Annotated in this window: 14 protein-coding genes; 12 read left to right on the forward strand and 2 right to left on the reverse strand. The window is 58.1% G+C overall.

The window, feature by feature from the left end; translation table 11 throughout:
• Nucleotides 1-9: 9 nt before the first annotated feature.
• Complete coding sequence (locus NW828_RS05320; protein WP_414382195.1) at nucleotides 10-456, reverse strand: hypothetical protein; 447 nt, start codon at nucleotides 454-456, stop codon at nucleotides 10-12.
• A 299-nt stretch (nucleotides 457-755) separates the two neighbouring features.
• On the opposite strand from NW828_RS05320, the gene NW828_RS05325 reads away from it, so the two are divergent.
• Together NW828_RS05325 and NW828_RS05330 are read left to right on the forward strand one after the other, a co-directional pair.
• Entirely contained in the window at nucleotides 756-1,232 is a 477-nt protein-coding gene (locus tag NW828_RS05325) for a VOC family protein (protein ID WP_414382198.1), read from the forward strand.
• Nucleotides 1,233-1,250: 18 nt separating this feature from the next.
• The gene (locus NW828_RS05330; RefSeq protein WP_011432767.1) at nucleotides 1,251-2,132 is read left to right on the forward strand and encodes a Tab2/Atab2 family RNA-binding protein; all 882 of its coding nucleotides are present in this window, start codon (nucleotides 1,251-1,253) and stop codon (nucleotides 2,130-2,132) included.
• A gap of 362 nt (nucleotides 2,133-2,494) precedes the next feature.
• Here the strand turns inward: NW828_RS05330 and psbQ are convergent, their stop codons facing one another.
• The gene (gene psbQ, locus NW828_RS05335; protein WP_414349863.1) at nucleotides 2,495-2,938 is read right to left on the reverse strand and encodes a photosystem II protein PsbQ; all 444 of its coding nucleotides are present in this window, start codon (nucleotides 2,936-2,938) and stop codon (nucleotides 2,495-2,497) included.
• 143 nt (nucleotides 2,939-3,081) lie between these two features.
• Here psbQ and NW828_RS05340 point away from each other — a divergent pair, with 143 nt between their 5' ends.
• The 10 genes from NW828_RS05340 to NW828_RS05385 all read left to right on the forward strand — a co-directional run bounded on the left by NW828_RS05340 (nucleotide 3,082) and on the right by NW828_RS05385 (nucleotide 14,876).
• On the forward strand, nucleotides 3,082-4,260 hold the full coding sequence (locus NW828_RS05340; protein ID WP_414332153.1) for a TRC40/GET3/ArsA family transport-energizing ATPase: 1,179 nt from the start codon (nucleotides 3,082-3,084) through the stop codon (nucleotides 4,258-4,260).
• A 236-nt stretch (nucleotides 4,261-4,496) separates the two neighbouring features.
• Nucleotides 4,497-5,063 (forward strand): thylakoid membrane photosystem I accumulation factor, encoded by a 567-nt coding sequence (locus tag NW828_RS05345; RefSeq protein WP_011432764.1) that lies wholly within the window; start codon nucleotides 4,497-4,499, stop codon nucleotides 5,061-5,063.
• Nucleotides 5,060-5,344, forward strand: a complete 285-nt coding sequence (locus NW828_RS05350; RefSeq protein WP_041436379.1) for a hypothetical protein — start codon at nucleotides 5,060-5,062, stop codon at nucleotides 5,342-5,344. Before NW828_RS05345 ends, NW828_RS05350 begins: the two co-directional genes overlap by 4 nt.
• A gap of 51 nt (nucleotides 5,345-5,395) precedes the next feature.
• Nucleotides 5,396-6,265: a prohibitin family protein gene (locus tag NW828_RS05355; RefSeq protein ID WP_414382201.1), complete on the forward strand. Its 870-nt coding sequence runs from the start codon at nucleotides 5,396-5,398 to the stop codon at nucleotides 6,263-6,265.
• Between the two features lie 794 nt (nucleotides 6,266-7,059).
• On the forward strand, nucleotides 7,060-8,079 hold the full coding sequence (locus NW828_RS05360; protein WP_414382204.1) for an HD domain-containing phosphohydrolase: 1,020 nt from the start codon (nucleotides 7,060-7,062) through the stop codon (nucleotides 8,077-8,079).
• Nucleotides 8,080-8,123: 44 nt separating this feature from the next.
• Nucleotides 8,124-8,414, forward strand: coding sequence for a YlxR family protein (locus NW828_RS05365; RefSeq protein WP_011432759.1), 291 nt, complete (start codon nucleotides 8,124-8,126; stop codon nucleotides 8,412-8,414).
• Between the two features lie 396 nt (nucleotides 8,415-8,810).
• Nucleotides 8,811-11,975, forward strand: coding sequence for a translation initiation factor IF-2 (infB, locus tag NW828_RS05370; RefSeq protein WP_414382207.1), 3,165 nt, complete (start codon nucleotides 8,811-8,813; stop codon nucleotides 11,973-11,975).
• Between the two features lie 126 nt (nucleotides 11,976-12,101).
• The gene (locus tag NW828_RS05375; RefSeq protein ID WP_414382210.1) at nucleotides 12,102-13,931 is read left to right on the forward strand and encodes a proline--tRNA ligase; all 1,830 of its coding nucleotides are present in this window, start codon (nucleotides 12,102-12,104) and stop codon (nucleotides 13,929-13,931) included.
• Nucleotides 13,932-13,952: 21 nt separating this feature from the next.
• Complete coding sequence (locus tag NW828_RS05380) at nucleotides 13,953-14,570, forward strand: hypothetical protein (protein ID WP_414382213.1); 618 nt, start codon at nucleotides 13,953-13,955, stop codon at nucleotides 14,568-14,570.
• Nucleotides 14,571-14,588: 18 nt separating this feature from the next.
• Nucleotides 14,589-14,876 (forward strand): hypothetical protein, encoded by a 288-nt coding sequence (locus NW828_RS05385; protein ID WP_414382216.1) that lies wholly within the window; start codon nucleotides 14,589-14,591, stop codon nucleotides 14,874-14,876.
• Nucleotides 14,877-14,934 lie beyond the last annotated feature (58 nt).

The raw sequence follows: 14,934 nt of genomic DNA on the forward strand, positions 1-14,934 counted from the left end.
CATATTTTTTTAATCGATACGGCCACCACCGAGATATACACAATGCTCTTGGTCGGAAGCGTAAGTTGTGTATATAAGACGGGGGGTGGGTGTAACTGGGGCAGGCGGTGGCGGTGGTTGGGGTCTTGGCGGCGGCGGCGGAGGGGCCTCCTGGGGAGGGGCGGCCTGAGATTGAGGTGGACTGCCTTGAGACGGAGGGACTTCTACCCGCTCACCCCCATCGCGGGAATCGACTTCTGAAACCAGATCTGCTTCCTCTGGGGGCTGCAGATCTTCTGGATCCAGAAGGATAAACTCAATGGCTTCTTGTTCTGGCTCGCGAGTGAGCCAAAGCCGCCCCAAGTGGAGCAATCCCAGCAGCACCAGCACGTGCAGCAGCAGCGACAGCGCCACCATCCAAAAAAAGTTGCGAGATTCATCCTCGCGGCGGCGCTGCTCAATCCAGATGCTGGTCATAGCCAAGATTGCCCTTTCCTTTCTTCAACGCTCTCAACACACCGAGTTGTCTGTTGCAGACTGGGCCACGGGGGTAACACCCCAGCTAGTGTTATAGCATCCGAGCAGTTGGCACTCCTGCGCAAAGGCGTATAGTCTATCTCGGGCTCGGGAAGGGATCCCACCTTGCAGCAGCTCTAAGATCGCCTACCTTGAAAAGAGCGGGGATCCCATTAGCCGGGGAAAAGCCCCACAGCTCGGGGTGCTGGCTCTGATGTTGGCTGGTGGGGCACTTTTGGTGGCTTTTTAGGAGCGACGTTATGGAACCCATCCGCTTTCATCTGGCCTTTCCAGTTGCCGATATTGCCTTGGCCAAGGCCTACTACGGCGATGGCTTGGGCTGTGAGATCGGTCGAGAAACCTCTGCTGCCGTTATTTTTAACCTGTACGGCCATCAACTGGTGGCCCACCTCACCCACGAAGAGCTGACGCCCCAGCGGGGCATCTACCCTCGTCATTTTGGCCTGATCTTCCCTACCCAAGGGGATTGGCAGGCGCTGGCCGACCGTGCCTTGGCGCGGGCCTTGCCCTTTTATCAAGAGCCGCGCTGGCGCTTTGTTGGCACCCCCTTGGAGCATGGCACCTTCTTTTTGCAGGATCCCTTCCATAACCTGCTGGAGTTTAAGTACTACCGCAACGCTTCCGCCATTTTCGGGGAGCGGGAATTGGCCTTGGTCGGGGACAGTGCTTCCCACCGCTCGCGCGAACGATCCCCGGCCCGCTCAAGTGGCATGTAGTGCAAACAGGAGGAACCTTTGGCCACTCAACCCCTGCGTTCTGGCCCTGCGCGCGGCCCTATCTGGCAGATGGATTTCAACGCCGTCCCCCTGCGGGATGAGCAGAACCGAAGGGTTTGGGAGCTGTTGGTATGCGATCCCACCGGCCGGTTTCGCCAAGCGCAGTATTGCAGTAACCAAGAGGTGAATAGCACCTGGGTGGCACGACAGTTGCGGAGCTACCTCGAAGCGGCTCCCCAGCCTCCCTCGGCCATTCGTGTGTTTCGAGCCCGCATGAGTTCCATCCTGCAACGGGCCTGCGATGCGGTTGGGATCCCGATGCTGCCCAGTCGTCGCGTTTACACCCTCAAAGCTTGGATGCGAGAACGGGCAGAGCAGGTTTACCCTCAAGAGACTCAGTTTACCTACAGCCCCGAACCTCCTGTGGATCCGGATCCGCCGGATCCCATCCGTCTGCCGGACAAGTTGCAGGGAGAACGCTGGGCCTTCGTGACCTTGCGAGCTGAGGATCTGCGGGAAGCCGACGCCTGGCCGATAGAATTTGGCGAGCTTTTTCCGGTTGCCTGGGACACTTTGACGCCCGACACATTGGCACCAGTGGTGCGGAGCACCCTCATTCCCGGCTTGGTGATTACCTCGCAGCGGGCTTTGCCGATGGCAGCCTGGATGAGCGGTATGGAACCCGCCTACTTGAGTGTGGCAGACGGACGGCTACTGCTCGAGGCGGGCCTCAACGATTGTTATCTGTTTGCACAATTGAGAGATGAAACACTGCGAACAGAGGCAGAAGTCTTTGCCCAGCGCCAGCAGCAGGCCCAGGGGCTCCACTTTCTTGCCATTCAAACCGATCTTAGGGCCCAGTCTTTCGCCGGCTTCTGGCTGATGCAACATCCGCTGTAAGTAGCAGCCGTTACAGCCTGTTTGTAAATTACAGTCATTTCAAACTAGATTGAGACACTCCCCAAACGCTCCGCGCCGCTGCCGCGACCACCCCCAGCTCCTCTCCCAGAGGGAGAGGGGAGTTAGAGACCAATGCGACAGAAATGTTTCATTACCTGTTTAAAATAATGACTACACTACTTGAAATGACTGCGTTTTCGATTCAAACTAGGGCCCTGCATCTGCACCCAAAACCTTGAATGCGCAGGGCCAGAAGGCTTTTCAAGGACTCCGTCCCGCTGGCGCGATCAGTGGCCTAGGCGTCTCACCCTAACTTGAAACCACCATATCGCCAAAGTCGCCAAAGAGAGAAGGGATCCTCACTAGGAAAACACAGCCTCCAGCGCCTGCAAGGTCTTTTTCACCTTGGCCTGGGCTGCCTCCACCTCGGGTTGGTCATAGGCTTTGGCGGCAAAGTCTAGTTGTTCTAAGCTGCGGCCCATCTCCTTAGCCAGGCGCAGCACTTCCCGCTTTTGTTTATCTGGCAGGGTAGCCGCCAGGCCGGTCAAGGTCTTACGAGTGAGTCCCATCGGCCCGTGGATGTAGGAGCGGATCTCCAACCAGTCCTCCGCCTCCACCAGGCTTTGCAGCCGCTCTACCTGTTGCTCCAGTTGTTGCAGCTCTCGGGGCAGGCCAGCAGCCGCTTGCACAGAAAGGGATCCCAGCCACAGCCCCAATGTCAGGATGGCAACCAGCAACACACTCCGCCAGCGACAGATCATCACATACCTCCCACATGCCTGCAACAGGCTTGACTTCTTGGCCATGATTGCCATCAGCTTTTTGGCAATCATTTGGTAATCAAATGAATAGTTTACCCGCTGGCTGCACCTCAGCCCCTTGGCTGCCTCTCGAAGAGCACAGCAAATCGGTTAGGCTAGGGATGTAAAAGAATGTAAATGGCACTCTCATGCAACGCATCATCCTCATGACCGGCAAGGGTGGAGTCGGCAAAACCTCGATGGCGGCGGCGACCGGCTGGCGTTGTGCCGAGATTGGCCTGAAAACTTTGGTGCTGAGCACAGATCCGGCCCACTCTTTGGCCGATAGCTTCGATCAGCCCTTGGGCCATGAGCCGGTCGAGGTCAAACCTAACCTTTGGGGGGCGGAGCTGGACGCCCTCAACGAACTGGAGCTGAATTGGGGATCCGTCAAAACCTACATTACCCAGGTGTTGCAGGCGCGAGGGCTAGATGGGGTGCAGGCACAGGAGCTGGCGATTTTGCCAGGGATGGATGAGATCTTTGCCCTAGTGCGGGTGAATCGCCATTACGACGAAGGCAAGTTCGATGTGTTGATCATCGACTCGGCCCCTACAGGCACGGCCCTGCGCCTCTTGAGCCTGCCGGATGTTTCTGGCTGGTACATGCGCAGGTTCTACAAACCCCTGCAGGGGCTGGCGCAAATGCTGCGTCCTATTGCCGAGCCGATTGTGAAGGGGCTGACCGGGATCCCGCTGCCGAATGACCAGGTGCTGGATGCTCCTTATGAGTTCTATCAGAAGATCGAGCGGCTGGAGCGCATCCTCACCAACAACCGCATCACCTCAGTGCGGCTGGTCACTAACCCCGAAAAGATGGTGATCAAAGAATCGCTACGGGCCCACGCCTACCTCAGCCTTTACGGGGTGGCCACCGATTTGGTGATTGCCAACCGCATCTTGCCCGATGGAGTGGTGGATCCCTACTTTGCCGCCTGGAAGGCAGCCCAACAGAAATATCGCCAGGAAATCCACGAAAACTTTGCCCCCCTGCCGGTCTTCGAGATCCCGCTGTACTCCGAGGAGTTGGTGGGATGGGACGCCCTAGCCCGCCTGAAAAAAGACCTCTGGGGGGATCGCAACCCGGCGGACGTGCTCTATGCCGAGCAAACCCTGAATGTGGTAACCGACAACGGCCAGTACCGGCTGGATCTTTACTTGCCCGGGATCCCGAAAGAGCAGGTGGAATTGACCAAAACCGGGGATGAGCTGAACATCCGCATCGGCAACCACCGCCGCAACTTGGTTCTGCCCCAGACTTTAGCGGCCATGACCCCGGCCCGCGCCAAGATGGAAGAAGACTACCTGCGCATTCATTTTGCCGCTTGAGCCTGTAGCCGCTAACAGGCCCGTTTCGCTTACTTTTGGGTCCCCGAACGTGAAGTTGACCTTCTGGGCTTTTTTCAAGCGCATACAAGCCCACGCTCTTCCGTCTCCACCTCGACCCTGGTTGCGTCAGTGTTGAACGGCAACGGGGCAGCGTCAGCGCCAGATGGCACAATGAGGGTGTTCCCTACTTCTAAAGATGGATCGCCGAGGATCCCTTCTCAGAAGAGGCTGAGATCATGCTGTTGCTTCGTATCTTCCTGGTGGCTCTGCTCATCGCTTTGACAGGTTGGTTTTCCCCTCCCGCCAGCGCCCTGCTCAACGACGACCGTTACGATGGCAACATCTTTGCCCTCTACGGGGCCAATGGCGGCATGATCCCCCCCCGCGTTTCCTTGAAGCAGGCGAAAGAGCAAGGGATCCCGGCCCTCCTCGTGTATTACATCGATGACAGTAGCGATTGCAAAAAATACGCCGCCACCATTGCCAACCTGCAGGTTCGCTACGGGCTGGGGGTCTATTTCATCCCCTATTCCGTCGATTCCCTCCTGCCCGGCGACGAGCGCGGCCAATACTACACCGGACAAGTGCCTCAAACCCTCCTCTTCGACCCAGAGGGAAATATCGTCTATCAATCCGTCGGCAACCGCCCCATCACCGAGGTGGAAAACGCTATTCGCGCCCTCTTCAAGTTGGATCCCGTTCCCCCAGGGCTGATCAAAGCCAAACCCTTCAACGAGATCCAAACCGGATTTGCCGGATCCCGTTCTCCCCAAGCCTACCCCCCCACAAAAGCCCAGCCGTGACGGCCAATCCCGATCCCTTTGATCCTCTCGAGGCTCTGCAGGAAAAACTCCAGAGTCTCCAGGCTCGTCTTGCCGACCTCAGAGAATTGGAGCGCATAGCCCAGCTTTCCCCTGAACAATGGGCCGAAATCCAAGCTGAAGCCAGTCAACTGGAGCAACGCCTGCAGGCTTATGTGCTAGAGGTGTTTAATCCTGTCCCCGCTACCTTTTGGCAGGTGGTACGCTTCGGCGGCCTTGGCCTGCTGCTGGGCATTGCCCTGCAGCGCTGGGTGCTGAGCTAGCCAGCACACCCCTTAAGATAAAAAAGCTCTTGGATCCCGGAGCCCTTGCCCATGCGCATGCGACGCCATAGACCATTTAGTCTTGACCGCAAGACTTCGCGCTTTCTGCCTCTGCTGGGCCTGCTTTTGGCGCTGCTGACCCTCCTGCCCCGTTGTCTGCTGGTTGTCCAACCCGGCTACGAAGCCGTCATCTTCAACCGCCTCACGGGAGTGGAAATGACTCCCCGCCGCGAGGGGATCCATCTGCTGATTCCGGTGCTGCAGTTCCCCACCCTTTACGATGTGCGCACCCAAACCTACAACATGACCAGCCGAAGTGAAGAGCGCAGCGTCAAAGCCGACGATACCCTCACCGCTCTCACTGCCGATGGGCAACGGGTGGATCTGGATGTTTCGGTGCGCTATCGCCTGGATCCGGATCGGGTTCCCGAAATCCATCGCAATGTAGGCCCCGATTACCTGAACAAAATTATTCGCCCCGCCTCCCAAGCCGTGGTGCGCAATGTTATCGCCCGCTATTCGGCCATTGGCGTTTATTCTGAGCAACGAGCTGAAATCCAAGAACAAATTGCCGCTGAGCTCTCTCGCCTAATGCAGCCAGAAGGGCTGGTGCTGCAGAGCTTGCTCTTGCGCAATGTGGAATTTTCCAAAGAGTTTCAGTCGGCCATCGAAGCCAAACAAATTGCCGAGCAAGAGAAGCAAAGAGAAGTGTTTCGCGTAGAGCAGGCTCAACTCATCAAACAACGAATGATTGTCAAAGCCAGCGGTGAGGCCCAAGCCATCGCCCTCAAAGGGGAAGCGCTGCGCAGCAACCCGAGCGTCATCCAGCTCGAGTATGTCCGCAACTTGCCCGACGACATCCAAGCCATCGTCAGCGAGCAAAACACCATCCTCAATCTGGGGGACTTTCTCAACAAGTAATCGATTCGAGAGTCCCAAGTTAGGATTGGATCCATCCAGTTCAGGTGCATCCACTCCAAGCCCGTTCTCAACAGACCATCAGCCCCAGCCCCTCTCCCAGAGAAGTGTTGCTGCTGTGCCCCTTAATTTCTTGATGGGCCGTAATTCTCGGCCTTTGCATTCATTTTGCATTCATAGAGAACCCAGCACTCTCCGGTACTCCGGGGGCCAAATACCGGGCCCGACACTCAACTGGCAAGCTGGCGTAGGAGCCTGGGGAGTTGACTGGGGCATCCACTCTCCGGAGCATCTGTATCAGACTAAACAGAAGGAGGCTGCCAGGATATCTAGGCTTTGTACAATTGCTCACAAAGCCCTGGGTTGATGGGAGCATGACTCTAGTCAATAATAAGCTCAACTATACTGAAAATAATGTATAATATGTTCGGTACGGATTACTACCAGTTGATTTTTCTGTTTACTTTCGAGTCTGCCAACATGGTAGCCAAAGCAAAGCAGAAAATTGGTAGTAAGACGACACGGAAACTGCGCTTTGGGTATTCTACTCAAAGCTTTGCGGGATACCGCCATTCTGTTTGGAAACAAACAGAATGCTGTCGCTGCATAGTTGAACAGTGATGTTCAGCAGTGTTCAGCGTAAATGTATCAGAAAACCCTTCCCTTTCCCGGAGCAGCTCAGTGTAAAGCCTGATGCTCTTTTTTCTCTGATGGGATTACCGTAGAGGTGTTGCTACTGGGATCCTGCAGTGACCAGCTTTTCCTGTGCCCAACTCGCCAAACTCGAGATGCCCAAGATGCCCGTGACAGTTGGGATCCCTGTCACACCTTCTGCGGATGAGGCGGATGAGACAGAGATCGGTCATCTTTTGATCGTCGATGATCAGCCCAACAGCCGCCTGCTGCTGGGGGATCTGCTGCAGAGCATTGGCTATCGGGTCAGCGAGGCCGAAAGCGGCAATCAAGCCCTGCAAATGTTGAAAACCTTCCAGCCGGATCTGATCTTGCTGGATGTCATGATGCCGGGGTTAGATGGGTTCGAGGTCTGTCGACGCATCAAAGCGAATGATGAGACACGCTTGATCCCGGTGGTATTGGTTACAGCGGTCAGCGATCACAAAAATCGCGTGCGCGGTATTGAAGCTGGGGCAGATGATTTCTTGAGCAAGCCCTTTGACGAGTCGGAATTGTTGGCGCGGGTGCGTTCCCTCGTTCGCCAAAAGCACCTCAATGAAGACTTGGATCATGCTGCTCAGGTTCTGTTCGCCATTGCCCGCAGTGTGGAAAGCCGGGATCCCACCACCGGGGATCACTGTGAGCGCTTGGCACAAATGGCCAAGAGCTTCGGCGAGTTTTTGCATCTGCCCCGTCCCCTGATCAAGGTGCTGATGTGGGGAGGTTACCTGCACGACATCGGCAAAGTGGGCATACCCGATGCCATTTTGGGTAAAACAGGCAAGCATACGCCGGAAGAGTGGGAGGTGATGAAATCCCATGTCTTGATCGGGGAGCAAATCTGCCGCCCACTACGCACCATGAAAGAGGTGTTGCCCCTCATCCGTCACCACCACGAGCGTTGGGATGGCAGCGGTTACCCCGACGGCCTCAAGGGGGAAGAGATCCCTCTGGTGGCCCGTATCTTCCAGATCATCGACATCTACGACGCCCTCACCTCAGAGCGACCTTACAAGCGAGCGTTCACCGTTCAAGAGGCCATAAGCATCTTGCGGGAAGAAACAGACAGGGGTTGGCGGGATCCCCAGTTGGTGGAGTATTTCTTTGAGTTTCTGCGATCGCGGGCGCTGGATTTGGAGTAGGCTAGATAGGGCTTGCTTGTAGTGTACCAGCAGGATAGAGTCTCTTGCCGGGTGCCGATCCGCTGCGTCGTTGTGTAGGGTGTCGCCAGTTGTTTCCTCGCTCACAACTGTGGCGGCTGGTCAGACAATTTGATTCCCACCAAGTGCTTTTGGGCGGGGGTATGGGGCGCTCTGCCTATGTCTGTCGGCGGCTGGAATGTCTGCAAGCAGCCCGGCGCAAGCAACAGATAAACCGAGCCCTCAAGGCACCTGTGCCTGACTCGTTGTTCCAACGGCTGCTAGATTCTCTTGAGCAAGATTCCCAGGGACATCTCCTCCAAAAGCCTGAGCCTTAGAGGTATTCCCAATGTAGGTAAGATATTCAAAGCGCCTCTTCAGGTTCGCTAAGTTGCGAACCACACGGCAGCCCCTCTCAACTGTCAGAATGGGAGTTGGCTGGAAAACTGAGGCCAAGTGGGATGAACTGCAGAGAGGTTATTCTGGAGGCGCTGTTGACATTTGCTCGTTCTTCCTCGGTTGCTTTACTGGATGTCCCCTGTGGATGTTGCCAGAGCAGCTTCAGACCTGGGTTCCCTTCAGGCCGGATCCCCGGAGGATTGCCGAGCTGTTCTCGATGCGCCGGAGGAAGCCCCCGCAAGCCCGAAAGGTTCGGCTCAACCCAATAACTTGGTTCCCATTGAGTTTGGATAGTAAAACTGACGAGAAGTAAAGGAGCAGAGGCTAGCAGACGAATGACCGATAAAGTTCGAATTTATGATATTGCCCGTGAGATGGGACGTGACAGTCGGGATGTGCTGGAGGTTTGTGAGCAACTGGGGATCCCTTTCAAAACCCACAGCAGCACCATTTCTCCGGAGCAAGCTGAGTTGGTGCGCAGCAAGCTGGGCGCCCCCCACATTGTGAAACCTCCTCGACCCCGGCCCAAACCCCCATCTGAAAGCCTGCCGCCGGAGCCTCCTGCTGAAGCCAAAGTCGGTGAGCGCCCTCAGCAGAAAGTTCCCGGCACCGCCAGCGCGATCGTCGGCATTCGTCGGCCCACGCCTGCTCAGCAGCCAGCTCCAGTTGGCGAGGCCAAGACGGCTGAAACTCCGCCGGCTGCCAAGCCCTCGCTGTCTCGACCTGAGCGAGTCTCCCCCGAAAAGGGATCGGCTGGTGGTGCTCAGCTCATAGGCCCACCGCGGCGGCAGGTTACCCCTCTTGTCCGCTCGTCTGAGGCCACCCAAAAGCCGGAGACTGTTTCTCAACCGGCAACCCCTCCCACTCCCTCTGAGTCTGCCGCGGCCAAAGCCAGCGGCTCGGAGCCCAGTCCTGTGGCCAAGCGCCCAATCGTACTCTCGCCCCCTCAACGAGCTACCTCCGGGACAAAACCGCCGGCAGAGCGGCCTGAACCGCCGCAAAAAGCTCCCGAGCCCAGTCGCCCCAGCCCCTCAGAAGCACCATCCCCCAGCCACGCCCGCGTTCCTCAGCCTGCAGAAGAAAAAGCTCCTTCTCCTCCACCTGCGCAGCGCCCCCGTCCACAACTGGTGAGCGCACCCGTTCGCCCTGGCACGCGCTCCCCGGCAACCAAAGAAGACAGTGTCAGCAGCAGCAAAGTCAGTGAAGCTCCTCGTCCGCAGCGGCGGATGGAATTGGTGGGGCCCCCTACCCGTCCTGTGGCCAAGCCAGCTCCCCCTGAGCCAGATGCCGCCTCTCCCTTGCCAGAGAGGATCCCTGGGGAACGTCCCAGCCCGGTGTTGGCGGAGGCTCCCGTAAGACCTACCCCACCCAAGGTCAAGCGCAAAACGGAAGAAGAAGAGGACGAGGAGTTGCAAGCTCTTAACCGACGGGCTGCCCGCGTCCAAGCCAAACGCAAACGCAGTCGGAGACGGGGGGAAGGAGATGGAGATGGTTTGGATTTGGATCCCATGACCATCATTTCAGCGGTCAAGCAGGCTGAGCTAAACGCCCTCAAGCCTTTGGCTCGCCCCACCGCCAAGCCTCCTTCCTATCGCCCACCCGTGGCAACGGCTGCTCCCACCGCCCGCCCCCGCCCTGCTGCTCGTTCGCAGCAGCAACCCACCTCCGCTGAAGCTGATGCTGCCGATCGCGCCAGCGGGACAGAGCCCTTGCCCGAAGAGAAGGTGTTGCTCTTGGATGGCAGCCTCACCGTTCAGGAATTGGCCCATCGCCTGCGCGTGGCCGAAACCGAGATCATCAAAACCCTCTTTTTCAAAGGGGTGATGGTGACCATCAACCAAGTCCTGGATGAATCGCTGGCCGAGTCGGTGGCCAAAGAGTTGGGCTATGAGATTCGCCGACCCGAGGCAGAACCCGAGGCCAAAAAAACCGAAATGCTGGATGTGGAGGACATCGACCATCTGGTCTCGCGTCCGCCGGTGGTAACCATCATGGGCCATGTGGATCACGGCAAAACCACTCTCCTCGATGCCATCCGCGACACCAAAGTGGCCCAGGGAGAGGCTGGCGGGATCACCCAGCGCATCGGTGCCTACCATGTGGATGTGAACTTTGAAGGCCAGAAGCGGCGCATTGTTTTCCTGGATACTCCTGGCCACCAGGCTTTTACCGCCATGCGCGCCCGGGGAGCCCGCGTCACCGACATTGCGGTTTTGGTGGTGGCCGCCGACGATGGGGTACAACCGCAAACTCTGGAAGCCATTAGCCATGCGCGGGCGGCTCAGGTGCCGATCATCGTGGCCATTAACAAGATCGACAAACCCGGCAGCCAGCCGGAGCGCATCAAGCAGCAGTTGGCGGAGCATGGCCTATTGCCAGAGGAGTGGGGTGGCGACACGCCCATGGTGGAGGTGAGCGCTCTCACTCGCCGTAACCTGGATGCTCTGCTGGAGATGATCCTATTGGTGGCCGATGTGGCGGAGCTGCAGGCCAACCCCAATCGTCCCGCTCGCGGCACGGTGATCGAGGCCCACCTGGACAAAGCCCGCGGGCCAGTGGCCACTTTGTTGGTGCAAAACGGCACCCTGCGGGTGGGGGATACCCTGGTGGCCGGCGCAGTGCTGGGCCGGGTCAAGGCGATGATGGACGATCGCGGCCAGCGGTTGCAAGAAGCCGGGCCCTCTTCGGCGGTACAACTGCTAGGCCTGGATGAAGTCCCGGCAGCCGGCGATGAGTTCCAGGTTTACACTGACGAAAAAGAAGCCCGTCGCATTGCCCAAGAGCGGGCGGAGGTGCTGCGGCAAACCCGTCTACAACAGGCGCTGCTGTCTCGTCGCGTGAGCTTGGGTAGCGTTTCCGCCAAAGCCCAAGAAGGTCAGCTCAAGGAGTTGAACTTGATCATCAAGACGGATGTCCAGGGATCCGCCGAGGCCATTCAGACAGCGCTGCGGGATTTGCCCCAAGAGGAAGTCCAGTTGCGGGTTCTGCTGGCGGCCCCTGGCGAGATCACGGAAACCGATGTGGATTTGGCTGCGGCCAGCGACGCCATCATCCTCGGTTTCAACACCACCCTGGCCCCCGGCGCCCGCCAGGCTGCCGATGACAAGGGCGTGGATGTGCGGGAGTACGACATCATCTACAACCTGCTGGACGATCTGCGGGCGGCCATGGAGGGCCTGCTGGAGCCGGAAGAAGTAGAGGAGCCGCTGGGTCAGGCGGAGGTGCGCCTGGTGATCCCCATCGGGCGCGGTGCGGTTGCCGGCAGCTATGTGCTCTCGGGCAAGGTGCAGCGCAATGCTCTGGTGCGAGTTCGCCGCAGAGGGGAGGTAGTTTACGAGGGACGTCTAGACTCCCTGAAGCGCTTCAAGGACGATGTGCGGGAAGTGGCTGCGGGCTTCGAGTGTGGGATCGGCATCGACAAGTTCCAATCCTGGCAGGAAGGCGACATCATCGAGGTGTACCAGATGGTCACCAAGCGGCGGACGCTGGCCTCTGTCTAGCTTCATCAAGGCACTTCAGGTTGGCCTGCCGGTCAGGCCTGTGTTCTCGGGCAGAGGATCCCAGACAGGGAGGGAAAATTTGAGCTGATCGCGTAAGCGGGACGGAGTCCTCAGAGGGGGGAATGGATGCAACAGAGCCAGAGACTGAGCCAGATGCTGTTTGTAACGCTGCGGGAGGATCCCGTTGAGGCCGAGCTGCCCAGCCACAAATTGCTGCTGCGGGGCTGCTTTATCCGGCGGCTCTCCCCAGGGATCTACACCTATCTGCCGCTCCTCTGGCGGGTGCTGCAAAAGATCTCGGAGATTGTCCGGGAGGAGATGAACGCCATCGGCGCTCAGGAGTGTCTTTTGCCCCAGCTGCAGCCGGCAGAGATCTGGCGGGAGTCGGGCCGCTGGGAGGTGTACACCCAGGCGGAAGGGATCATGTTTGCCCTTAAGGATCGCCAGGGACGTGAGCAGGCCCTAGGCCCCACCCATGAGGAGGTGATCACCTTGCTGGCCCGGGATCTCATCCGCTCCTATCGCCAGTTGCCGCAGACGCTCTACCAGATCCAGACCAAGTTCCGGGATGAGATTCGACCCCGCTTTGGCCTGATGCGAGGGCGGGAGTTCATCATGAAAGACGCCTACTCCTTCCATGCCAACGAGGAAAGCCTGCGCCAGACCTACCAGGATATGTACCGAGCCTATAGCCGCATCCTCAGGCGCTGTGGGCTGGAGTTTCGCGTGGTGGATGCTGATGCCGGGGCGATCGGGGGGCCATCGGCGGCCTCGCAGGAGTTTATGGTGCTGGCCTCTGCGGGAGAAGATGAGATCCTCTACACGCCCGATGGCTCCTATGCTGCCAATGTGGAAAAGGCTGTCTCCATCCCGCCGCAGGCTGCAGATTCTCCCTACGGATCTTTTCAGGTGTTGGATACACCGGGGACGGAGACCATTGACAAGCTCGCCGATTTCCTGAAGATTTCCCCCACCCTTATCGTCAAAAACGTCCTCTACCAAGCCCTTTACGACAACGGCCTGCGGGTGGCAGTGCTGCTCAGCATCCGCGGGGATCAAGAAGTCAACGAGGTCAAACTGGCCAACCACCTCAGCCGCTTGGCAGAGCGCTACCAAGCCAACAAGCTGCTCAAGCTCACCTTGGCGGATGCCGAGATCCAAAACAGTTGGCAGGGGGATCCCATCCCGGTGGGCTACATTGCCCCCGACTTGCCGGATAGCTGTCTGGGCCGGCAAAAAAACCTTGCCCCCCAGATCCTGCGCTTGGCCGACCAGACGGCAGCCCTGCTGCAGAACTTCGTAACCGGCGGCAACCAGGTGGGGCAGCACGTGGTGGGGGCCAACTGGGGCGAGCAATATCCCCTGCCGGAAGTGGTGGATGTGCGCAAGGCACAGGCGGGGGATCGGTGTTTGCTCAACCCCGACCAGATCCTGGAAACGGCCCGTGGCATCGAGATCGGCCATATCTTTCAGCTAGGCCTCAAGTTCTCGCTGCCAATGCGGGCCACCTTTACCGACGAACAGGGATCCGAGCAGCCCCTCTGGATGGGCTGTTATGGCATTGGGGTATCCCGCTTGGCCCAGGCGGCGGTGGAACAGTCCCACGATGCCAACGGGATCATCTGGCCCGTGGCCATTGCCCCCTATCACGTAGTGGTGGTGGTGCCCAACATCTCCGACGCCGAGCAGATGAGCGTGGCGGAAAAACTGGTGCAAGATCTCGCTGCTGCCGGCATCGAGACCCTCTGGGATGACCGGGACGAGCGGGCCGGCGTCAAGTTCAAGGATGCAGATCTCATCGGGATCCCCTATCGCCTCACCACGGGGCGCAGCCTCAAACAAGGCAAGGTGGAACTCAGCGAGCGGGCCAGCGGCCAAGCCACGGAAATTCCCATTGAAGAAGTGGTGACCACCCTGAAAGAGCGGATTGAAGCAGCCCTAGCTGTGCCAGACTGAGCGTGGTTTCTCCTGAACTCCATGCTGAACATCTCCATTCTTAAAGAAGACGAATCCTATACTTTTCGCTCTTATTTTGAGATGCCCTACGAGCCGGATGAAATCTTGGCTCAGTTTGGCTATCGACTGGAAATTGGGGAGTGGACATGGCCTGTTGCCCCTGCTCCACCTCAAACCCCAGTTCTGAAAGATCGGATCCGACAATTGTTACCTTTGGTTAGCCTCACCAGCGAAACAGCGCGGCGGGAATTGCTGGTGGCTCCTGTGCTGACCGAAGTGGCTCTCCATTGTCGAGTTCCTTTGCGGCTGGAGTATCCCCTGATGGTCAACAATTGGTTGAAGGGCAGCCTCGATTATCTGTTGCGAGGGAAGAACATCCTGCTGGTGGTTGAAGCCAAAAAGGACGATCTAACGCGGGCCTTTGTGCAAATGGCTGTAGAAATGATTGCCCTGGCGCAGGTGGAGCAGCAGGCTCAGATCTACGGTGCAGTGACGATGGGGTCTATCTGGCAGTTCGGACAAATTCTTGCCCATCAGCAGGTGATCAAACAAGACTTAACGCTGTATCGGGTACCTGAGGAGCTGGAAACCATTGCCGGCATTCTCACTGCCATGGTCAGCAACCCCAGCCCATCGTGAATTTAGTGACCATAAGTCATGAATCAAAAAACAGTCTGGTTTGCCCTAAAATTGATGCTGGCTGCTGCCGGGATCAGCACAGCCATCAAGTATGGTGGCCCTTACTTGGCCTTGCCGGAGCAAATACCGGTGGTGATCGGGATGATCGTTTTGCCCACCCTGATCGTGGCCGGGCTCCTGTGGCGCTGGCAAATGCAGTCTCCTCTATCCAAAACTCCCCTACAAGCCGGCAAGGGATCCCTGGCAATGGAAAACGATAAGGCCCTCACCCCCAGCCCCTCTCCCGGAGAAGAGAGGGAAGTTTGAACTGCTGGACATGCCAGGATTTCCAGATCCCCTGATGGGTGGGGGGAAGGCTATCGGG

Origin of the sequence: Synechococcus sp. W55.2, from assembly GCF_047461635.1 — a bacterium.
GTDB lineage: Bacteria > Cyanobacteriota > Cyanobacteriia > Thermostichales > Thermostichaceae > Thermostichus.